The sequence below is a fragment of the Micromonospora sp. DT68 genome, assembly GCF_049847245.1.
Classification (GTDB): Bacteria; Actinomycetota; Actinomycetes; order Mycobacteriales; family Micromonosporaceae; genus Micromonospora; species Micromonospora profundi.
Genome location: NZ_JBNCNZ010000005.1, coordinates 47155 through 66343, shown reverse-complemented (window position 1 = coordinate 66343; position 19189 = coordinate 47155). Strand labels below are relative to the sequence as shown.

Annotated in this window: 20 protein-coding genes; 9 read left to right on the top strand and 11 right to left on the bottom strand. The window is 71.4% G+C overall.

The features are described 5' to 3' along the window. Positions 1 to 65 precede the first annotated feature (65 nt). Positions 66 to 1745: a right-handed parallel beta-helix repeat-containing protein gene (locus tag ACPXB1_RS11045; protein WP_355589308.1), complete on the top strand. Its 1680-nt coding sequence runs from the start codon at positions 66 to 68 to the stop codon at positions 1743 to 1745. A 139-nt stretch (positions 1746 to 1884) separates the two neighbouring features. Here the strand turns inward: ACPXB1_RS11045 and ACPXB1_RS11040 are convergent, their stop codons facing one another. Further along, positions 1885 to 3981, bottom strand: coding sequence for a PQQ-dependent sugar dehydrogenase (locus tag ACPXB1_RS11040; RefSeq protein ID WP_355589310.1), 2097 nt, complete (start codon positions 3979 to 3981; stop codon positions 1885 to 1887). A gap of 24 nt (positions 3982 to 4005) precedes the next feature. Next, the gene (locus tag ACPXB1_RS11035) at positions 4006 to 4962 is read right to left on the bottom strand and encodes a sugar phosphate isomerase/epimerase family protein (RefSeq protein WP_425735176.1); all 957 of its coding nucleotides are present in this window, start codon (positions 4960 to 4962) and stop codon (positions 4006 to 4008) included. A 662-nt stretch (positions 4963 to 5624) separates the two neighbouring features. On the opposite strand from ACPXB1_RS11035, the gene ACPXB1_RS11030 reads away from it, so the two are divergent. Next, positions 5625 to 6893 (top strand): L,D-transpeptidase, encoded by a 1269-nt coding sequence (locus ACPXB1_RS11030; protein WP_355589314.1) that lies wholly within the window; start codon positions 5625 to 5627, stop codon positions 6891 to 6893. Positions 6894 to 6988: 95 nt separating this feature from the next. Here the strand turns inward: ACPXB1_RS11030 and ACPXB1_RS11025 are convergent, their stop codons facing one another. After that, positions 6989 to 8005, bottom strand: coding sequence for an SMP-30/gluconolactonase/LRE family protein (locus ACPXB1_RS11025; protein ID WP_425735175.1), 1017 nt, complete (start codon positions 8003 to 8005; stop codon positions 6989 to 6991). A gap of 160 nt (positions 8006 to 8165) precedes the next feature. Between ACPXB1_RS11025 and ACPXB1_RS11020 the strand changes: the two genes are divergently transcribed. Further along, complete coding sequence (locus tag ACPXB1_RS11020; protein ID WP_355632806.1) at positions 8166 to 8618, top strand: STAS domain-containing protein; 453 nt, start codon at positions 8166 to 8168, stop codon at positions 8616 to 8618. A 121-nt stretch (positions 8619 to 8739) separates the two neighbouring features. Here ACPXB1_RS11020 and ACPXB1_RS11015 read toward each other — a convergent pair whose 3' ends face one another. Together ACPXB1_RS11015 and ACPXB1_RS11010 are read right to left on the bottom strand one after the other, a co-directional pair. Beyond that, positions 8740 to 9132, bottom strand: coding sequence for an FKBP-type peptidyl-prolyl cis-trans isomerase (locus ACPXB1_RS11015; protein ID WP_355589320.1), 393 nt, complete (start codon positions 9130 to 9132; stop codon positions 8740 to 8742). Between the two features lie 205 nt (positions 9133 to 9337). After that, positions 9338 to 9895: a hypothetical protein gene (locus tag ACPXB1_RS11010; RefSeq protein ID WP_355589322.1), complete on the bottom strand. Its 558-nt coding sequence runs from the start codon at positions 9893 to 9895 to the stop codon at positions 9338 to 9340. A 191-nt stretch (positions 9896 to 10086) separates the two neighbouring features. On the opposite strand from ACPXB1_RS11010, the gene ACPXB1_RS11005 reads away from it, so the two are divergent. Both ACPXB1_RS11005 and ACPXB1_RS11000 read left to right on the top strand, forming a co-directional pair. Continuing rightward, positions 10087 to 10776, top strand: a complete 690-nt coding sequence (locus tag ACPXB1_RS11005) for a CBS domain-containing protein (RefSeq protein ID WP_355589324.1) — start codon at positions 10087 to 10089, stop codon at positions 10774 to 10776. A 176-nt stretch (positions 10777 to 10952) separates the two neighbouring features. Continuing rightward, positions 10953 to 11879, top strand: a complete 927-nt coding sequence (locus ACPXB1_RS11000) for a TerC/Alx family metal homeostasis membrane protein (protein ID WP_355589452.1) — start codon at positions 10953 to 10955, stop codon at positions 11877 to 11879. A 13-nt stretch (positions 11880 to 11892) separates the two neighbouring features. Here the strand turns inward: ACPXB1_RS11000 and ACPXB1_RS10995 are convergent, their stop codons facing one another. From ACPXB1_RS10995 to ACPXB1_RS10980, 4 genes are read right to left on the bottom strand one after another with little or no spacing between them, the layout of a single operon-like run. After that, a complete protein-coding gene (locus tag ACPXB1_RS10995; protein ID WP_355589326.1) occupies positions 11893 to 12438 on the bottom strand; it encodes a hypothetical protein in 546 nt (181 codons plus the stop codon). Next, positions 12435 to 12959, bottom strand: coding sequence for a DUF6286 domain-containing protein (locus ACPXB1_RS10990; RefSeq protein ID WP_355632812.1), 525 nt, complete (start codon positions 12957 to 12959; stop codon positions 12435 to 12437). Before ACPXB1_RS10990 ends, ACPXB1_RS10995 begins: the two co-directional genes overlap by 4 nt. 1 nt (position 12960) lies before the next feature. Then, positions 12961 to 13284, bottom strand: coding sequence for an Asp23/Gls24 family envelope stress response protein (locus ACPXB1_RS10985; protein ID WP_355589330.1), 324 nt, complete (start codon positions 13282 to 13284; stop codon positions 12961 to 12963). Further along, entirely contained in the window at positions 13281 to 13469 is a 189-nt protein-coding gene (locus ACPXB1_RS10980) for a hypothetical protein (RefSeq protein WP_425735174.1), read from the bottom strand. The genes ACPXB1_RS10985 and ACPXB1_RS10980 overlap by 4 nt, the downstream gene beginning before the upstream one ends. 156 nt (positions 13470 to 13625) lie before the next feature. Between ACPXB1_RS10980 and ACPXB1_RS10975 the strand changes: the two genes are divergently transcribed. Beyond that, positions 13626 to 14504 (top strand): hypothetical protein, encoded by an 879-nt coding sequence (locus tag ACPXB1_RS10975; protein WP_425735173.1) that lies wholly within the window; start codon positions 13626 to 13628, stop codon positions 14502 to 14504. Positions 14505 to 14793: 289 nt separating this feature from the next. Continuing rightward, positions 14794 to 16170 (top strand): hypothetical protein, encoded by a 1377-nt coding sequence (locus ACPXB1_RS10970; protein ID WP_425735172.1) that lies wholly within the window; start codon positions 14794 to 14796, stop codon positions 16168 to 16170. A gap of 116 nt (positions 16171 to 16286) precedes the next feature. Here ACPXB1_RS10970 and ACPXB1_RS10965 read toward each other — a convergent pair whose 3' ends face one another. Continuing rightward, positions 16287 to 16634 (bottom strand): histone-like nucleoid-structuring protein Lsr2, encoded by a 348-nt coding sequence (locus tag ACPXB1_RS10965; RefSeq protein ID WP_355589338.1) that lies wholly within the window; start codon positions 16632 to 16634, stop codon positions 16287 to 16289. 156 nt (positions 16635 to 16790) lie between these two features. Further along, positions 16791 to 17399, bottom strand: a complete 609-nt coding sequence (locus tag ACPXB1_RS10960) for a response regulator transcription factor (RefSeq protein WP_355589340.1) — start codon at positions 17397 to 17399, stop codon at positions 16791 to 16793. A gap of 98 nt (positions 17400 to 17497) precedes the next feature. Here ACPXB1_RS10960 and ACPXB1_RS10955 point away from each other — a divergent pair, with 98 nt between their 5' ends. Together ACPXB1_RS10955 and ACPXB1_RS10950 are read left to right on the top strand one after the other, a co-directional pair. Next, entirely contained in the window at positions 17498 to 18223 is a 726-nt protein-coding gene (locus ACPXB1_RS10955) for a sensor histidine kinase (protein ID WP_355589342.1), read from the top strand. A gap of 85 nt (positions 18224 to 18308) precedes the next feature. Beyond that, positions 18309 to 19151, top strand: coding sequence for a manganese catalase family protein (locus ACPXB1_RS10950; protein ID WP_425735170.1), 843 nt, complete (start codon positions 18309 to 18311; stop codon positions 19149 to 19151). Positions 19152 to 19189: the final 38 nt, after the last annotated feature.

The following is a 19189-nucleotide window of genomic DNA, read 5'->3' as shown; positions in this document are numbered from 1 at the left end:
TCCGGACCTCGATTCGGGAAGTCGACCCCGCCGGAATGCACCAGAGCGTCGGAGGGAGCCCGTCCGTGACGTACCAGGTGCTGTCCAACGTCGTCCGGGAGAGACGACCCGCCTCGGCCGGGGCGCCCCTGTACTGCGACGCGCGGGAGTACGGGTTGCGCGGCGACGGCGAGACGAACGACCAGCCGGCGCTGGCCGCGCTCGTGGACCGCCTGGGCGCCGGCTACGCGGCGGACGGCCGCGCACGGGTCATCTACTGCCCGCCGGGCATCTACTCGATCCGGGACGCCGGCACGGCGTGGCGCAGCGGCGTCTCGCTGATCGGGGCGGGCCCGGCGGCGACACGGTTCCTGCTCAGCAACGAGGGCAACCGGACCGACCCCACCCCGCTGGCGTTCTGGACCGCCCTGCAACACGGCGCCGACCGCGACCGGCACATCGCCGACTGCACCTTCGCGGACTTCGAGATCGACGGGTCCGGCGTGGCGATGGCCGAGTACAACTACCTCGCCAAGGGCCTGGGCCTCCAGTACATGGTGCGCGGCGTGTTCCGCAACCTGTTCATCCACCACACCGCGGCCACCGGCCTGGGCTGCGACTTCCTCCAGGACAGCCTGATCGACGGCTGCGTGGTGGTCGGCTGCGGCCGGCTGGACAACGGCGAGCAGATGGGCGGTGCCGGCATCGGCGTGGGCATCGGCGGGTGGGGCGACATGGAGCGTCTGACCATCGCCAACTGCACCACGTTGGCCAACGGCACCAACGGCATCTTCCTGGAGTTGCAGAAGGACTACTGGACGCCGCCGCGCGGCTACCGCATCGTCGGCTGCCACAGCCAGGGCAACAGGTTCGGCATCTCCGACTGGGGCGCCGACGGTCTCATCGTCTCCGCCTGCACGATGGCCGGCAACCTGGAGGCCGGCTTCGACGTCTCGGCGCAGGGCACGGCGGGCGTGGCCGGGCGGGGCGGGCTGCTCAGCGACTGCGTCGTCGACGGCAACATCCGCGACGGGGTCAGCATCGGCAACAGTCCCGGCCCGTACACCATCCGGGGTAACCGGATCAGCGGTAACGGACGGCACGGCTACCACGGGTTCGGCCTCGAACGCGGCTACCAGGGGCCGGTCCGGGACGTGGTGATCGAGAGCAACGACTTCTGGAACAACGGGCTGGACGCCATCCGGATCGACCATCCGATGACCGACGCGATGGTGCTGAACAACCGGATCCGTAACAACGGTCAGCAGCGGGCGGCAGGTACCACCGGCGCCGGCGAGGCAGTGCGCTACGCCGAGCGGTCCGTGGTGGACCGGACCGCGAACTGGCCCCTTGACGGGCACCGGGGCAAGGTCCTGCGGGTCGGACGGTCTGTCGCAGTGGTCGCCTCGAACACCGGCGAGGAACTCGTCCTCGCGCCGGTGCGACCCGACGCCATCAGCGCGTGGAGCGGGGACGTCCCGCCGCCGGGCTGCCGGTACGAACTGTCCACGGCGCCCGAGCGGCGGGCCGGCATCGCCATCGACGCGGCGTTCGACTCGGCCACCATCCGCGGCAACCGGATCTGGGACAACCACGAGGACAAAACCCAGACCCACGGGTTGTGGATCACCGAGCGGGGCAGTTGCGTGGACTGCCGGGTCGAGGACAACGACCTCGCCGGCAACGCCGACGACGGGATGCTGCTGGACACGCCGCCGGTGGGCGGGCGCTGGCGGGACAACCACGTCGACAGCGGCTGGGGCTGAGCGGGCGCCGGCCCCGGGTGACTCGACCGGGGGCGGGCTGTCCGTCGGCGAGGTGGAGGGGCGGGCGGCTGAGGTTGCGTGACGCTCGGTGGCGGCGGCCGGAGTGCTCCGGGCCGCCGCCACCGTCAATCCGCGTCGGTCAGCCGGCCAGGCCGGCGACCGGGTCGGGATCCAGCACGACCGTCGCCGTACCGGTCTGCGCCGGCACACCGGGATCGGTCGGCGCGTCGGTGTACTCCGCGACGAATACCGCTGTCAGGTTGTCGGCCCCACCGTGCCCACCGTCGACGAATGTGGCGATGGTCCCGGAGCATCCGGTCGCCGAGGAGAGCGGATGCCCGTGCTCGTCGTGGCCGAGCACGTAGGTGACCTTCACCCGCGAGCAGTCCACCGGCAGGTCGTCGGTGACCCGCACCTCGTACGCGACAGTCTGCCCGAACTGGAAGGGCTGCCCGGCCACCGGGGCGACGAACTCCACTACCGGCGCCCGCGGCCCGACCAGCAGCGGCAGCGTGGCAGCGGCCGACCGGCCGGTGCGGTCGGTGACCTTCACCGTCGGGGTGTACGAGCCGTTCTCCTGGAACGTCCACGTCGGGTTCGCCTCGGTGCTGTCCACCGAGCCGTCCGCGTTGAAGTCCCACGCGTAGCTGAGCCGGTCGCCGTCCGGGTCCGTGGTGCCGGCGCTGGAGAACGCCACGGTCAACGGCGCCTGTCCGGCGGTCGGGGTCGCGCTGATCTTCGGGATCGGCGTGCGGTTGCCGCGGACGAAGTCGATCCGGGACAGCTGGGCGTCCGGGTTCTCGGCGAAGTAGCCGTCGCCGTACTCCAGCACGTAGAGCGCGCCGTCCGGGCCGAACTCCATGTCCATCGGGTTGTCCACCACTATCGACGGCACCACCGACCGGATGTCGGTGACGTCGCCGCGGGAGTCGAGTCGGAACTCCTTGATGTAGTCCCGGGTCCACTCGTAGAACAGCGGCACCCCGTCGTAGTAGGCCGGCCAGCGGGTCCGTGACGTGCTGGTCCCGTCGTAGTCGTACGCCGGGCCGCCCATCGGGCCGATGCCACCGGTGCCCAGTTGCGGGAACTCACCCGACGCGGCGGACGGGTACCAGACCTCCGGCTGCTCCACCGGCGGCAGTTGCCGCTTGCCCGTGTTGTGGGGCGAGTCGTTGACCGGGCGCTTGCAGTTGAACTTCGGGCCGGACTGGCCGGTCGCGAAGTCGTAGTCGCGGTACGCGATCGTCGGCGTCACGCAGTACGGCCAGCCGTAGTTCGCCGGCTTGTCGATGAGCATCCACCGGCCGTGCCCGGCGGGTCCGCGCTCCGGGTTCGACGAGGACGCGTCCGGGGAGTAGTCGGCCAGGTAGACGTTGTCGGTGCGCCGGTCCACGGCGAACCGGAACGCGTTGCGCAGACCCATCGCGTAGATCTCGGGGCGGGTCTTCGCCGTACCCGGCTTGAAGAGGTTGCCGGCCGGCACCGTGTAACCCCCGCCGGCCTTCACCTTGATGCGCAGCAGCTTGCCGCGCAGGTCGTTGGTGTTCGCCGAGGTGCGCTGGGCGTCGAACGCCGGGTTGCGGTCGGCCCGTTCGTCGATCGGGATGTAACCGTCGGAGAAGAACGGGTTCGTGTCGTCACCTGTCGACAGGTACAGGTTGCCCTTGCTGTCGAAGTCGATCTGACCGCCGACGTGGCAACAGATGCCACGGTCGGTGGGCACGTCGATGATCTGCTGCTCGGTGCTGAGGTTGAGCTTCATCCCCTCGAGCTTGAACCGGGACAGCCGCAGCGCGCCTCGGAACCGCTGCCAGTCGGCCTCGGTGCCGACAAGCGGCGCGTCACCCTCGTTGACGTCGGGGGTGGCCGGGTCGTCCACAGGGGTGTTCATCGGCGGCGAGTAGTAGAGGTAGACCCACTTGTTCTTGGCGAAGTTCGGGTCGATGGCGACCCCCTGCAACCCCTCCTCGTCGTGCTCGTACACGGGGATGTCAGCGGCGAGGGTGTTCAGCCCGGTACGCGGGTCGTGGATGCGGACCTCACCGGTGCGGGAGGTGTGCAGCACGCGCAGGTCGGGCAGGACGGCGAGGCTCATCGGCTCGCCGGGAAAGTCGTTGAGCGTCACCTTCTGGAAGCTGCTGTCCGGCGGCGCGGCGGGAGCTGCCGCCGCTGCCGTCGGTGCGGCCAGGCCGGCCGTCACCAGGAGCAGGGCGGACACGAAAGCGGTCCTGTTCATCAGGTAGTTCCCCCGAGGTGGTGGTCAGTACCGGAGTGAGGCGAGATAGTCGAAGCCGACCCGGGCGGTGTCCAGGGCGTCGGCGGGGGCGCGCGGCGGGGTGCCCGCGTCGTCGCGCTCCACGATGTACTCCTCGATGCCTGCTTCGCGCTCGTGCGCGAAGATCCGGCCGAAGTCGATGACACCGTCGCCGAGGTCGGCGAAGCCACCTTCGACGTCGAGGTCCTTGACGTGCACCTGGCGGACCCGGCCGCGGTTGGCCCGGATCACGTCGACTGGGTCGTGCGCGCCCCGCCAGGTCCAGTAGAGGTCGAGCTCGAAGTGGACCAGCCGGGGGTCGGTCTGCCCGGCGAGGATCTCGAAGCCCGTCGACCCGTTGGTAAGCGGTACGAACTCCAGCTGATGGTTGTGGTAGCCGAAGTCCAACCCGGCGCGTTCGGCCAGCCGGCCGGCCTGGTTGAGGTCCCGGGCCAGCGCACGGTAGACGGCGGGGTCCCGGATCGGGCGGCCCTGCTCGTCGCGCCCGAAGTACGGGTGGACGATCTTCTTGCACCCCACCACGTTCGCCTCGGCGAGGGCGCGTTCCCAGGTGGCGGCGTCGAACGGCTGCGGGATGCCGACGTGCCCGGAGGTGGAGCGCAGCCCGGCCGCGTCGAGTGCGGCGCGGAACTGCGCGGCCGTACGCCCGACGAAGCCGGCGTGCTCCACGCGGCGGTAGCCGATCCGCCAAAGGGCGGTGAGGGTGCCGGGCAGGTCGGCGGCGAGCTGGTCGCGAAGCGTGTAGAGCTGGATGCTGATCCGGTCCACCGGCACCCGGCGGCGGCCGGGGGAGTGCCCTGCCGGTGCGGCGCTGGCCGGGCCGGCGAGCAGGCCGGCGGTGCCGACGGCGGCGGCGGAGACGGTCGCGGCGCGGAGCACTCCGCGCCTGCTGAGCGGCTCGGACGCCACTGGCGGCACCGGCTCGTTGGTCTGGTGATCCATGGTGGTGGTCCCTTCCTGACGGCTGTTGTGCCGTCTGCGGCGTCGACCGACTGCCGCCGTCCGGGCGCGCCGAACCGGCCGGAGGCGGACTCCGGCTGGACGGTGAGGGACGGTGCGCGGGTGCGGCCCGGGCCCGTGTGGGCCGGAACGCGGCGACCCGGTGCGGGCGGCGGCAGGCTGATCGACGGATGGGCAACCCTCTATCTGAATCGCGACCTTACCCTTGCCTCCGGACGAAGGCAAAGCTTCGTCTCGATTGGCAGAAGTTTCGCTCCACCTGACAAAAGTGCGCCCACCAGGTGCGGCGGTCGCCCGCACCTCGGCACGTACGCCTGCCGGGCCGTCTGCGCGCCTGCGCGGTGTCCGCCGCTGGCCGCGCGTGCGAACGCCCGGGCGGGCGCTGTGCCGCCGCCGGAAAGTCGCACATCCGTGGTGATAGGTGCGGGTTCGGCGTGCGAGGGTGGGACGGGACGTTGCGGGCCGGGTGGGTCGGGGTCGGTCGGGCGGGGCCACAGGCGGCAGTTGTGCGCTTTATTCGTCAACGGCACAGCGCCGGAAAATGTGCCGATAAATGCGCCGCCGATTATTTCCGAATGGCCCGGACGACCCTGGTCAGGCCGCGAGAATATGGCGGAGGGAAGTCGAAAACGGGGGGACTGAACATGACGCCTAGGCGGCGATTGACGCTGTTGGCGGTAACCATCGCAGCCGCACCGCTCGTGCTGGGTGGGTGCACCGCCGACCGGAAGCCGGCGGCCGAATCGGCCAAGGAACACGCCCCGGCGCCCGAACTCACTGTGACGCCGGGGGACAAGACCCGGGACGTTCCGGTCAGTGCCGAGGTCGGCACGGTGGTCAAGGGGGGACGGGTCACCGCCGTCCGGCTCACCGACGACAAGGGCAAGCAGGTCGAGGCGGAGCCACGGGAGGACGGCTCGGGGTGGGTGCCCAGCAAGCCGCTGCAACCCCGGCGTACGTACACGGCGGAGGTGACAGCTACCGGCGACTCGGGCGCGACCACCACCCGGACCACGACCTTCACCACGATGCCCAAGTCCACGAAGCCGCAGATCACAAGCACCCTCTATTTCGTCGGTAACCGGACGTACGGCACGGCGATGCCGGTAACCGTCGCGTTCGACCCGGCAATTCCGAAAGAGGCCAGGGCGGATGTGCAGCGTCGGTTGTTCGTAAAGACGAATCCGCCGCAGCCAGGCACGTGGTCGTGGCTGGAGGACGGAAGTCAGGTCTATTACCGGGCACCCGATTTCTGGCGGCCGGGGACCACGATCAGCGTGCGGGCCGGGCTGGAAGGGCTGCCCATCGGCAAGAAGCTCGTCGGCGACGCGGAGCGGACCGCGACCTCCAAGATCGGACGGCAGGTCGCGCTGGAGATCGACAACGCCACCAAGCAGATGACGGTGCTGCGCGACGGCAAGCAGATCCGCCGGATCCCGGTCAGCCTCGGCAAGCCGAGTACGCCCAGTTCCAGCGGCAAGATGGTGATCATGGAGAAGCATGAGCGGACCACCTTCGACACCCGTGGCGAGCCCAACGGTGGCTACGTTGTCGACGTGGACGACGCCCAGCGCTACACCTGGGGCGGCGAGTTCATCCACTCCGCCCCGTGGTCGGAGGGGGACCAGGGCAACACCAACGTCTCGCACGGCTGCGCGAACGTCTCCGCAGCTGCCGCCGACTGGCTGATGGGGGTGACCCAGGTCGGCGACCTCGTCACCGTCAAGGGCACCGAGGTCGAGTTGCAGCCGGGCAACGGCTGGACGGCGTGGAACGTGAGCTGGGACGAGTTCGCCAAGGGCAGCGCCCTGCCGGTGCCGGCCGGGCTCGGGCCCGCACCGGCCGCGCCCGCCCACCCGGGCGCGGTGGCCGGTGGCTCGCCCGCTCCGGCACCTTCGGTAAGCGGTCGCTGACACACAATCGACCGGGCCGGGCCCGCCAGCGAGGTGGGCCCGGCCCGGTCGCCGCGTGCACCGCCCGCCGGCCCGGCACGAGCGTCGAGGCCTTGTCAATCAAGCGGTACCCGCGCCACCCCGGACCCGGTCAGGCTGCCCAGCCAGAGTTGGTCGCCATGCTGGCGTACCCCGGTGATCATGGGGTAGTGCCCGGTCGGGCCGTGCAGCGTCCGGCGGACCGCGCCCTGCTCGTCGACCAGGGCGACCAGCCCGTAGCGGCGGGGCTGCGGCTGCATCGCGTCGGGCAGCAGCGCGGCGATCTGGCGCAGCCGGGGATGCGGCAGCAGTCGCTCGGCGATCGGCACGCGAGGGCTGGGCAGCGCGATCCAGTACGTCCCGTCGCCCACCGCCGAGAGATTGTCCGGATACGCGGGCAGGTCGGCCAGCACCCGGACGCCACCGCCCAGCTCGACGCGGACCAGCCGGTGGGTGGAGGTCTCCACAAGCATCAACGCCGACTCGTCCGGGGTCAGCGCGATCCCGTTGGGGAAGTACAGCCCGTCGGCCACCACCTCGGTGTGCCCGCTGCCCGGGTGATGGGCCAGCACGCGGCCGTTGGGGCGGTGCTCCAGCAGGTCCCGTTTCCAGTGCGAGACGGGGAACCGGTCCGAGCTGTCGGTGAAGTAGACGGTGCCGTCGCGGGCCACCGTCGCGTTGTTGGCGAGGTGCACCGGGGGCGCCGTCCCGGTCAACTCGCGGACCGCCCCGTCGGGCGTCACCCGCAGCAACCCGCGGTACGCGTCGCAGACGACAAGCGCCTCACCGGACGTGTCCACCTCGATGCCCAGCGGCCGGCCACCGGTCTCGGCGAGCAGCCGGGGCCGGGTGCCGGCCGGAGCGTCCGTCGGCCACCACCAGAGGTTGCCATCCTCGTCGCCGCTGATCACCCGGCCGGCCGCGTCGACAAGGACGTCCTCGGGGCCGACCGCGCCCTCGGGCAGGGGCAGCAGGTCGACGTGGTCGAGCCTGCGGTCGGTGGCGGCCCACGCTCCGGTAAGCGGAGGCGCGACGGTGGCCGGCTCGCGGACGGGTCGGATCAGCCGGGGCGGCCGGGGCCGGGGAATCACCATCCGGCCATTCTCCACCCGGGCCGGTGGCGCTCCGGCTGACGGATCCCGACGGGGTACCCCTGAGGGGGATCAGGGGTACCCCGGGGGTTGACCCTGGACGTACCCGGAATCACCCCGTGGAGGGACGAAACTGTCGGAGGCGGCGGCTAGATTTCATGGCATGGAAGATCGCAGCGACCGGCTCGACGTGCAGCTCAACGTGGGTGACCGGGTGGTCCAGGTGCGGGTGGCCGGCGAGGTCGACATCGCGACGGTGGCCGCGTTCCGATCCGCGCTGTGGTCCGCGCCAGCCCGGCCGGTCGTCCAGCTGGAGATGTCCGAGCTGCGACTGTTGTCCGCCGCCGGGGTGCGCACGTTGCTCGCCGCACATCTGCGGATCCGGGCCCGGGGCGGCGAGCTCGTCCTGGTCGACCCGACGCCGATGGTGGCCCGGGTGCTGCGCGCCACGGGCCTGCACCGGGTGATGGTGATTCTGGAGCCGGCCCGGGTGGTCGAGGCAGCGCGTCGTCCGGTTTCCGCCGGCGTGGTCGGTGCGCCGCGTCGGGCGGTCCCCGTCGCCGCCGCGCACCGCCCGCAGGCCGCGACCGCGCACTGTCTGCCGTGCGCGGCCTGACTGCCGGAGCTCGTCGGTCCTGATCACCCGGCTTCTGCCGGCCCTGGCCTGACTGCTCGCGCCCGTGGAGACGTCGGGCGCGGGGCCGCCGGTTCGAGCCGGCGACCCCACCGACGATCGGTCAGCGCACGCCGAGCAGGTCGACGACGAAGACCAGCGTCTCGCCCGGCTTGATGACGCCGGCCGCGCCACGGTCGCCGTACCCCAGGTGCGGCGGGATGGTGAGCCGGCGGCGACCGCCGACGCGCATGCCGACCACGCCCTGGTCCCAGCCGGCGATGACCTGACCGCCGCCGAGCGGGAACTCGAACGCCTCGCCCCGGTTCCAGGACGAGTCGAACTCGCCGCCGGTGGAGTGGGCCACTCCGACGTAGTGCACGCTGGCCAACTGACCCGGCTCGGCCTGCGGGCCCTCGCCCACGGTGATGTCCTCGATCACGAGGTCGGCCGGCGGCGCACCTTCGATCGGCCCCACCTCGGGCTTGCCCGAACGGGCGTCTGCTGCCTGGTTCATGCGGGAACTCCTGCCGTTTGGGTGATGTGTCCGGTCACCGTCGATCCTGCCGGATCGTCCGTGGCGAATGTCCGGCGGACCCGTCACCTGCCCAACCGGCGGTGTGAAGCCCTCGAAACACGCCCGGCGGGGATGAAGTTTGGGCGCACGAGCTTGCGGGCGTCACCGATGGTGACGCCCGCTGTGGAGGTGGTGCGGTGTTCGGTCATCGCAGCCAGGGCAGCTGTCGGACGATCGGCAGCTTCGCCCAGATCCGGCCGAGGCCCCAGGTGTCGCCGGCGTTGACAAGCGCCAGGACTGCGAGCACCGCGGCGTAGATCAGGTGGTCGTCCATGAAGGGGTTGTTCTCCGGAGGCAGGACGGCGGTCCACATGAGAACCAGCAGCAGCCCACCGGCGACGGCGGCGATACGCATTCCGATGCCGAGCAGGAGAGCGACGCCGATACCCGCCAGGCCGATCATGAAGAGCCAGTCCGCCCAGGCGGCGCCGGCGATCCCGGTGTAGAGGTCCTTGAACGGCCCGCTCACGCCGAAGGTGAGGAAACCCTTGGTGGGGCTGCCCCCGTTGATCCAGGCGTTCTTCGACTCGGTGGCGAACCCGAGGCCGAACAGTTTGTCGATGAACGCCCAGAGGAAGATCCAGCCGAGTGCCATCCGGGTGCCGGCCAGGATGTAGCGGGTGGCCCTCTCCCGGGTGGTGTCGGCCGCCGGAGCGGTGGTCTTCGCGGTGTTCCGCTCGATCGTCGCGGTCATGATGTCCACGTCCCTTCTCTGCCTCGCACCGCGCTTCCCGGTGGCATCTCTATTGGACACTTGCGGCGTCGCCCCTGGCAGGGCCGACCGGACCGCGATGGCCCGGGACCTTCGACCCCTCCCGACCCGGTCCGTCGGCACTGACCACCGTCACTGTCTGTCACTAACGTGCGAGGTGCAGGCGTACGAGGGAGGCCGTGATGAGGACCTGGCAGGTGGGCGATGTGATGACCCGGGAGGTCGTGACCGTGGAGGCCGCGACGCCGTACCGGGAGATCGTCGATGTGGTGTTGCGCCGCGGGGTCAGCGCGGTGCCGGTGGTCGACGGGTCCCGCCGGGTGTTGGGCGTGGTGTCCGAGGCGGACCTGTTGCACCGGGTCGAGCGCGCCGGTGAGCCGGCGCAGCGGCGGGTCTTCGAGAGCCGCCGTCGGCGCGGCGCGCGCGGCAAGAGCGAGGCGTTGCTGGCGGGCGGCCTGATGACAGCGCCGGCGGTGAGCACCCACCCGGAGGCGCCGTTGTCGGCAGCCGCACGGCTGATGGACCGCGAGCAGGTCAAGCGGCTGCCGGTCCTGGACGACCTGGGCCGGCTGGTAGGCATCGTCAGTCGCGCGGACCTGCTGCGGGTGCACCTGCGGTCGGACGCCGAGATCCGCGAGGACGTGGTCCAGGAGGTGCTGCGCCGGGTGCTGGCAGTGCGGGACGGCCTGGTGACGGTCACCGTACGCCACGGTGAGGTGACCCTGGCCGGTCGTCTGGACCGCCGTTCCGCAGTTGACCTCGCCGGGCGACTCGCGGGCCAGGTCAGTGGTGTCGTGCGGGTGGTCAACGCCATCGCCTACGACGCCGACGACACTGTCGCCGACCCCGCTCAGGTGATGCCTGTCGCCTGAGTGTCGCCGGTGCTCCGGCCGTGAGCTTCGGCCGGAGCACCGACGACAGGCGGGCCGTTTCGCCTAGGCTCGGTAACGGCCGGGCCGGCGGGCCGGTTCACCTGTCAGCGGCGGCGTACGAGCGAGGCAGCGGGGCGGTTCGCCGTGGGCGAGGCGGTGGAGCACTGGTGACTGATGTGGTCGCGGTGCCGCTGTGGGCGTGGCTGGTGGTCGGTGTGGTGATCACCGCGCTGCTCGCGGTCGACCTCGTGTCGCACCGCGACAGCCACGTCATCGAGCTACGTGAGGCGCTGCTGTGGAGCGCCGCCTGGATCGCCGCGGGCCTGCTGTTCGGGGTGGGCGTCTGGTGGGGCCTCGGCGGCGACGCGGCCATCGCCTACTTCTCCGGCTACCTGCTGGAAAAGGCGCTCTCGGTGGACAACGTGTTCGTCTTCGCCCTGCTCTTCGGCTACTTCCGGGTGCCGGCGGGCTACCAGCACAAGGTGCTGTTCTGGGGGGTTGTCGGGGCGCTCGCCTTCCGCCTGCTGTTCGTCGTGGCGGGCGCGCAACTGCTGGAGCGGCTGGCCTGGGCCGGGTACGTGCTGGGCGCCTTCCTGGTCTGGACCGGCTGGCGGCTTGCCGTACGCGGGAAGCCCGACGTCGACCCGGACCGCAACGTGGTGGTCCGGGTGTTCCGCCGGGTGGTGCCCACCGACGCCCGCTATCACGGCGACCGTTTCACCGCCCGGGTCGGGGGTCGCCGGGTGGCGACGCTGCTGCTGGTGGCGCTTGTGGCCATCGAGGCCACCGACGTGGTCTTCGCGATCGACTCGGTGGCGGCGATCCTGGCCATCACCACGAACATCTTCCTGGTCTGGACGGCGACCGCGTTCGCCGTGCTGGGACTTCGCAGCCTCTACTTCTGCCTCGCCGGCCTGCTGCGGCACTTCGGCTACCTGCGCTACGGGCTGGCGCTGCTGCTCGCGTTCGCCGGAGCGAAGCTGATCCTCGCCGGGACACCGGTGGGCGAGCTGCCGATCTGGTTGACGCTCGCAGTGGTGGTGGTGACCCTGACGGTCGCCGTCGGGGCGAGCATCGTCCACAGCGACCGAACCGCCCGCTGAGGGCGTGCGCGGATCAGGGACGACCCGGTTCGATGCGGGCTGTCACGTCGAGGTGCGCCGGTTGGCAGCCGGCGGTCACTGCGAAGCGGCGGACCGCGGCGTCGACGTGTTCGCGGGCGCCGCCGCAGGTGTCGGCGGCCAGGTCCACGCTGATCCACACGTCGGGGTGCGGCGGCGCGCCGGTCAGCACGACCCGTGCCCGGCGTACGCCGGGGCCGCCGGTGAGGTCGCGTTCCAGCGCGTGGGCGAGCACGTCGGCGGCCAGTCGGGTCCGGCCCGGGCGTCGACCGGGGTGGCTGAGCGTTCCGCGCAGTGCGGTGCCGGGCTGCCGCAGCTCCCGGGCGAGCAGTCGTTGCCCGGCCAGGGCGAGCAGCACGCCCGCGACCGCCGCGGCCAGGGTGCTCCACGGGGTAGCCAGCCGCCACCGGTCCAGCAGCGCGGTACTGAGCACCGTCGCGTCCGGGTTTCCGCCGTACGTGAGGGCGAGCGTCGCCGTACCGACGGCCACCAGCAGCAGCGCGACGATGGTCCAGAGCAGCCGGTGCGCGGCGTTCGTCATGCGGGCCGTCCACGGGGTGGCAACCGGACCTCGATCCGGTCTGTGGGTGGCGCGGCCAGCCGGCGTAGTTCCTGACGCACGGCGTACTCGACCTCCGTGCGGGCTGCGGGATCGCCGGTGGCGCGTACTCGGGGACGCCACCGGCCGTCGCGCCGCCGGACCTGGACGCGGGCCCGGCGTACGCCCGGAACGGCGCCGGCCACGTCGGCGAGTCGCCGCTCCACGCTGCGGCGGTGCAGGTGCCAGCTGTCGGCGTCGTCGAGGCGCAGCCGTACCGGCGTCCACCGGCGTAGTTGGGCGACGAGGATGGCCAGGCCCAGGAGTACTGCCGCACCGGCTACCGCCCGGACCGTCGGGTCCCGCAACCGGGTGGCGGTCAGCGTGTCGTACCAGCCGGTACGGTCCAGCACCGACGCCGGCCGGTGCAGGCTGACAAGCAGCGCCTGCACGGCCAGCAGGGCGCCACCGAGCAGCAGGGCGGCGGCCAGCAGCAGCGAGGCGACCCGGTTGACCGTACGCACGTCAGCTGCCGTCCACGCCGGGGACGAGCAGGTCGTCAACGGTGACGGTCACTGTCGCCACGGTCAGGCCGGTGCTCGTGGTGATCCGGTCGGCCACCGCTGCCCGTACCGTCTCGGCGACGGCGGCCACGTTGTGCCCGTACCAGGTGATGAGGTGCAGGTCGAGGCCCACGGATTGGTCGTGCAGGCGTACGGAGGCCGGGTTGACCGCGCAGACGCCGTCCACCTGCCGGGCGGCCTCCGTCGCGATCCGCGCGACTGTCGCCGCGTCGATGATCGGCTCGGGCAGGGCGACGCCGGGCGCGGTGGGCGGGTGCGCGGTCATCGGCGACGCCGGGAGTCGGCGCGGTCGCCCAGTCCGGTGACCGCGAGGTCGCCGTCGAGCACCCGGACCACGAGCCAGCCGAGCAGGCCGGCCAGCACGGCGCCGACGGTCACCTCGACGCCGGCGAGCGCCCAGACCGCCACCCCGAGGAAGCCGGCGAGGAAGCCGAACTGCTGACGCGACATGTCACCTCCCGACCGGCGGTACCGGCGATCCCGCTGGATACACAGGGAGGCCATCCCTGGAACGTCAGCGAGATGTGATCTGCATCACACGGTGCCTCGGCTCGCCATGATCGACCACCTAGACTCGGCCCGGTTCGAGCGACCGGGGGATGGCAGATGACGAGCAGCGACGAGCGCGGCTGGCTGCGGCCCCTGTCCGCCGACGGTGGGCGCGACGCGCTGTTCACCCGCGCCGGTCACCGGGTGTACGCCGACTGCCGGCTCAGTGAGCTGGTCCCGGGGCGTCCGCCGGGCGTCACCGGCAGCCAGTGGAGTTCGGCCAGCCGGGCGGCCTTCGACCTCGTGGTCTGCGCCGCCGACTCCGGCCGGCCGGTCGTCGCGGTGGAGATCGGCCCCGTCGCGCTTCCCGGTTCGGCCGAGCAGCGCGCCGAGCGACTGAAGGACGCCGTCAGCGCGGCCGTCGGGCTGCCCGTGCTGCGGGTCGGCTCGCCGACGCTGCGGGCCGTCGACTCCGGCCGGCGCCTGGTCGAGTACGTCATCGACGCGCGCGCCTACGCGTCAGACGCCGGGATGGGCGGTGCCGAGGACGAGCCGGCCCCGGTGGGTTTCCGGGACATCCTCGGGCGGCTCCCGGACGGGCGTACCGGCCCGGTCAACGACCTCGGCGCGTTGAGTCGCGCGGCGGCGGTCGACGCGTACGTGGCGGGGCGGCTGGCCGACCCGATCGTGCGCGCGCTGCACGTGCGCTGGGCGGACGGCCCGGCGCAGGGGTGGAGCTGGGTGCAGGTCCGCCCGGACGTGTGTCTGGTGGAGCGGGTCTCGGTGACCGAGCAGAGGTTCTCCTGTGGAGTCGACGCGGCCCGGCTGGCCGAGGATCTCGCGGCGGTCGCCGTCGGTGTGCGGCTGCGAGGGCTGGAGCCGGACGACCCGGCACTGCGGGCGCGGGCCGATCTCACCGCGGAGATCGTCGCGTTGAGCCGGCGCCGCCACGAGTTGGTCGGCGGTTTCGCGTTCGACCATCTCTGCGTCGACTGATCGGCCGTTTCCCCTCTGACCTGCTGCGCCTTCGGTCAGTGCCGGGTCGGAGCAATTTTTTGTGCGCCGGGTTGAACCTTCCCGGACGCGGTCCCGTACTCCTGCGCGAATGAAGAGGATCTCCCCATCCGCGTCGACCGGACGCGGGAGACGGTGCGGAAAGGGCATCGTCGGCCATCGACACGTTACCGGGTAGGTCGCGGTGGTCGCCGCCGTGGCGTGCCATCTCACATCCGTCGGTCCGCCGAGGGCAGGAATCCACTACCGGATCGAGAAGGAGAGCAATTCGATGCGCAGGTCCACTCGGGCGCGCCGGCCATCCGGCATCGCGCGGAGCAAGCGTCTGCTGGCCGTTGTCGGCACGCTCGTGGTCTTCGGCGGAGTAGTCGCCGTCACCCAGATTTCGTCGGCCCAGGACCGGCGGACGAACAAGCCCCGGCCGGCCGCCGGACAATGCGTGGAGCCGAGCCCCGGATCGACCGCGCCGAGCGGCAACTCGACAAGCCGAACCTGGCAGAACGGCCGGTGGGTACGCAATCACTGGGGTGACGGTCAGCAGTCGGTCGCGGAATGCGAGGACGGTAAGGACGGCACTGTCGGCACCGGTTCGGCAATCGCCTGCCCGGATGTGGCGGCGCGGCTGCCGCAGGTGCCGGACCGGGCGCGCGCAGAGGTCGACCGCAATCTGGCGCAGTTGCAGACCCAGATCGCGGATGCCGACCGCCGGCTGGCCGCCGAGGGCAACAAGGGCGAGACGTTCATCCGCAACGCGATCCTGCAGCCGTTGGCCGCCAAGCGGAAGGCGGTGTTGGACCGGATCACGCTCGCCATCGACCGGGTGGGGCCGCGCCCGCAGGGTCTGGCGCAGCTCGCCGATTGCCAGGTGCAGCCGACCGGCAACACGGGCGGTAACAACGGTGGCGGTAACAACGGCGGTGGGAACAACGGCGGTGGGAACAACGGCGGTGGGAACAACGGCGGTGGGAACAACGGCGGTGGGAACACCGGCGGTGGGAACACCGGTGGCGGCAACAATGGCGGTGGCAACAACGGTGGCGGCAACAATGGCGGCGGGAACAACGGTGGCGGCAACAACGGTGGCGGTAACGCCCCGGGTGCCGGCCTCGGCGTGCTGGCCAACAACTGCGACGAGAGCCAGTTGCAGGCGCACGACGGCTTCCAGAACGGCAACCGCTGCGTGAGCACCGCGTTCGGTGAGGTCGGCGCCGCCGCCAACAACCCGTCGCTGCTGATCACCCAGTTCCCGCAGCAGGTCGACCGCAACCAGACCTTCACCCTGCGGATCAGCACCCGCAACCTGGTCCGGGACCGCTTCCTCGCGGCCGGTCAGGGCGGGTACTACGTGGAGAGTTCGCTGCTCAACGCCCAGGGCCTGGTGCGGGGTCACTTCCACACCGCCTGCCGGATGCTGGACAGCCTGACCGCGCCGCCCGAGCCGCAGGAGGTGCCGGCGTTCTTCGTCGCCACCGAGGACGGTCGCGGCGGTGCACAGCCCGACGAGGTGACCATCCAGGTCCCTGGCCTGCCGGAATCGGGTACGGCGCAGTGCTCCGTCTGGGCCGGCGACGGGTCGCACCGTCTGCCGATGATGGAGCGGGCCAACCAGACCCCGGCGTTCGACGCGGTGCGTATCGAGGTCAACTGATTCGGAGTGGACCGGCGGCGGCCGGCCACCCGGGGTGGTAGCCCCGGGTGGCCGGCCGCACACAAACTGACGGGGTCACGCCGTTGCCGGCGGGACCCCGTCGTTGTGTCGCCCGATCAGCGGTTCTTGTACGCCTCGACGACCTCGACCGGGATCCGACCCCGCTCGGAAATCTTGTAGCCGTTCTTGACGGCCCATTCCCGGATGGCCCGGTTCTGCTCCCGGTCCATTCCCGCGCCGCTGGGCCGTCCAGGGCGCCGAACGGTCCGCGTGCTCTCCGCCGGGCCCCGACCGATGCGCCGGCCGGCATTGATGTACGGATCCAGAGCCTTGCGCAGCACGCCGGCATTCTCGTCCGAGACGTCGATCGTGTAGGCCGCGCCGTCGAGGCTGAACTCGACGGTCCGGTCGGCCTTCCCGCCGTCGAGGTCGTCCGTCAGCACCGTGATTACTTTTCTCGCCATTGCCAATTACTCCCTGTGTGTGGCGGGATGTGCCCAAAGTCTGACCTATCATCCGGGGAAACCGCAACAATATGCGTCCCATTCATTTCGGCGGGTCGCGATTGGGTGACGAGCAAAACCGGGAACAGCTGCTGAATCAGCGGCGCTGGCGCAATGTCATTCGGTGAGGAGACCGCTCTGACCGGCGACGGCAGCGGCCTCCGCGCGGTTGGACACCCGCAGCTTACGCAGCAGCGCGGCGGTCATCCGTTTCACCGTCCGCTCCGACACGTGCAGTTCCTCGGCGACGTCGAGGGTGTTGCGGCCGGCGGCGATCGCCCGCAGCAGTCGGCATTCCTCGCTGTCCAGGTCGACGGGCGCGGGCCGGTTGGGGCGCAGCAGCGTGCGCAGCAGTTCGGCCGGTAGCACCGCCCATCCGTCGAGGATGGCCAGCAGCGGGGGCAGTAGTTCCTCCGGCTCGCTGGTCTTCGGCAGGAACCCCTCGGCGCCGGCCCGCAGCGCCTCCAGCGCGGGCGCGGGGTCGGTGGAACCGGACATCGCGACCACCCGTACCCGGGGGGTGGTCCGGCGGATCGCGGCGATCGCCCGGATGCCGCCGGGCGGCGGCATGTGCAGGTCGACGAGCGCCAGGTCGGGGCGGCAGCAGCGGACCAGGGCGGCGGCACCGGCGGCGTCACCGGTCGACGCGATCACCTCGGCGCGGCCGTCGGTCGTCGCCGGGAGCAGCAGCTCAAGGCCACGGACGAAGAGGGAGTGGTCGTCCACGACGGCGAGTCTGAGGGTGGGTGCGTCCGGCATGTCTGCGCCGTTCCCCAGCGGGTACCAATCATGCGGGTATGCACCAAAAGAGGGGAGTCGGGTGGATGCACGCACGGCACGGCTTGCGGGGCCTGCTGCGAGAGTTGCGCCGGCCCGCGCCCGGACCGGTCGACGCGACACCGGGCCACTCGGATCTGCTGCTGCGGGTGCTCTGCCACGAGTTCCGTACGCCGGTCAGCACGTTGACGTCGTTGACCCGGGCGCTGGCCGACGAGCGTCGGGCGCTCACCGACGCCGACCGTCAGGCGATCACCGAGTTGGCCCGCGACCAGGCACTGCACCTCCAGAGCCTGCTGCGGGACGCGACCGCGGGCACCGGCGCGCTGACGCCGACAGCCCAGGCGGACACCACAGTGCCCCTGGTCGGCATCCTGCGCGAGGCGGCCGCGCTGGTGCCACCGTCGCGGCGGCGGGCCCGGGCCACGCGCCGGGCGGCCACCTGCCCGGTGCCGGCCGGTCGAACGCGGCAGGTGTTGGTGAACCTCGTGGAGAACGCGCTGCGACACGGGCCGACCGGGGGGCACGTCGGGATCTACGCGGCGCTGCGCGGCTCCGGCCTGAGCATCGTGGTGACCGACCAGGGGCGGGTGAGTGAGGATCTGCTGCTGGCGCTGCGCCGCCCGGCGCCGGCGGTCGGGATGTCCGGGCTCGGCCTGTGGATCGTGCGGCAACTGGTGGCCGTCGACGGGGGAACGCTGCGGGTGTTCCGGCTGCGCCCTCGTGGCGTGGCGCTGGAGGTGCTGCTTCCGGCTGCCGCCCCGCCACGCTGACCCCGTCGGGACGCGGATTGGCCCGGCAGGGTCACCGGTCGGGGAACCGCATCGGTGCCAGCATTCCCGGCACTGAGGAGGATCGATGTTCAGCCACATCAAGGATCTACAGTTCGAGGCCAAGCCGGATGGTCCGGACGCCGCCTTCGCCCGCCGGCTCCAGGAGGTCCTGGGCGGCAAGTGGGGCGAGATGACAGTCGCCAACCAGTACCTCTTCCAGGGGTGGAACTGCCGGCTGCCCGGCAAGTACAAGGATCTGCTGCTCGACGTCGGCACCGAGGAGGTCGGTCACGTCGAGATGATCGTCACCATGATCACCCGATTGCTTGACAACGCGCCGCTGTCGCTGTCGGAGGGCGTCGCGGACAACCCCGGGGGCGCGGCGACCTACGCCGGGTCGAACCCGGCGCACTTCATCCACGGCGGTGGCGGGGCGTTGCCCGCCGACTCCAACGGTGTGCCCTGGAACGGCGCGTTCATCACCGCCAGCGGCAACCTGATGGCTGACTTCCAGCTCAACGTGACCGCCGAGGCCCAGGGTCGACTCCAGGTCGCCCGCCTGTTCAACATGACCGACGACCCGGGCGTCAAGCAGATGCTGCGCTTCCTGCTGGCCCGCGACACGATGCACCAGAACATGTGGCTGGCGGCCATCGAGCAGTTGAAGGAGGACGGCCTGGAGGACATGCCGGTGCCCGAGGCGTTTCCGGATTCGGGCGAGTTCTCCGACGAGTTCAGCTACACCTACCTGGGCTTCTCCGCAGGCACCGACGCCGCGCAGGGGCGGTGGGCGTCCGGGCCCACGCCGGACGGCAAGGGCGAGTTCCGGTACGACGACAACCCGGTCGCGAACGCCCCGGAGCCGGCGTTGGCCCCGGGTGACCCGCGGCTGTACGGCACCAATCCGGGCGTGGTCGGCGGGTGGTGAACACGGTCAAGAGCAAGCTCACCTGATGCCGTCCCGTC

What these genes read in the sequence shown, in the direction of transcription:
- ACPXB1_RS11040 (WP_355589310.1), bottom strand. Translation starts at nt 3,981, where the DNA reads ATGAACAGGACCGCTTTCGTGTCCGCCCTGCTCCTGGTGACGGCCGGC.
- ACPXB1_RS11035 (WP_425735176.1), bottom strand. Translation starts at nt 4,962, where the DNA reads ATGGATCACCAGACCAACGAGCCGGTGCCGCCAGTGGCGTCCGAGCCG.
- ACPXB1_RS11030 (WP_355589314.1), top strand. Translation starts at nt 5,625, where the DNA reads ATGACGCCTAGGCGGCGATTGACGCTGTTGGCGGTAACCATCGCAGCC.
- ACPXB1_RS11025 (WP_425735175.1), bottom strand. Translation starts at nt 8,005, where the DNA reads ATGGTGATTCCCCGGCCCCGGCCGCCCCGGCTGATCCGACCCGTCCGC.
- ACPXB1_RS11020 (WP_355632806.1), top strand. Translation starts at nt 8,166, where the DNA reads ATGGAAGATCGCAGCGACCGGCTCGACGTGCAGCTCAACGTGGGTGAC.
- ACPXB1_RS11015 (WP_355589320.1), bottom strand. Translation starts at nt 9,132, where the DNA reads ATGAACCAGGCAGCAGACGCCCGTTCGGGCAAGCCCGAGGTGGGGCCG.
- ACPXB1_RS11005 (WP_355589324.1), top strand. Translation starts at nt 10,087, where the DNA reads ATGAGGACCTGGCAGGTGGGCGATGTGATGACCCGGGAGGTCGTGACC.
- ACPXB1_RS10995 (WP_355589326.1), bottom strand. Translation starts at nt 12,438, where the DNA reads ATGACGAACGCCGCGCACCGGCTGCTCTGGACCATCGTCGCGCTGCTG.
- ACPXB1_RS10985 (WP_355589330.1), bottom strand. Translation starts at nt 13,284, where the DNA reads ATGACCGCGCACCCGCCCACCGCGCCCGGCGTCGCCCTGCCCGAGCCG.
- ACPXB1_RS10980 (WP_425735174.1), bottom strand. Translation starts at nt 13,469, where the DNA reads ATGTCGCGTCAGCAGTTCGGCTTCCTCGCCGGCTTCCTCGGGGTGGCG.
- ACPXB1_RS10975 (WP_425735173.1), top strand. Translation starts at nt 13,626, where the DNA reads ATGACGAGCAGCGACGAGCGCGGCTGGCTGCGGCCCCTGTCCGCCGAC.
- ACPXB1_RS10970 (WP_425735172.1), top strand. Translation starts at nt 14,794, where the DNA reads ATGCGCAGGTCCACTCGGGCGCGCCGGCCATCCGGCATCGCGCGGAGC.
- ACPXB1_RS10965 (WP_355589338.1), bottom strand. Translation starts at nt 16,634, where the DNA reads ATGGCGAGAAAAGTAATCACGGTGCTGACGGACGACCTCGACGGCGGG.
- ACPXB1_RS10955 (WP_355589342.1), top strand. Translation starts at nt 17,498, where the DNA reads ATGCACGCACGGCACGGCTTGCGGGGCCTGCTGCGAGAGTTGCGCCGG.
- ACPXB1_RS10950 (WP_425735170.1), top strand. Translation starts at nt 18,309, where the DNA reads ATGTTCAGCCACATCAAGGATCTACAGTTCGAGGCCAAGCCGGATGGT.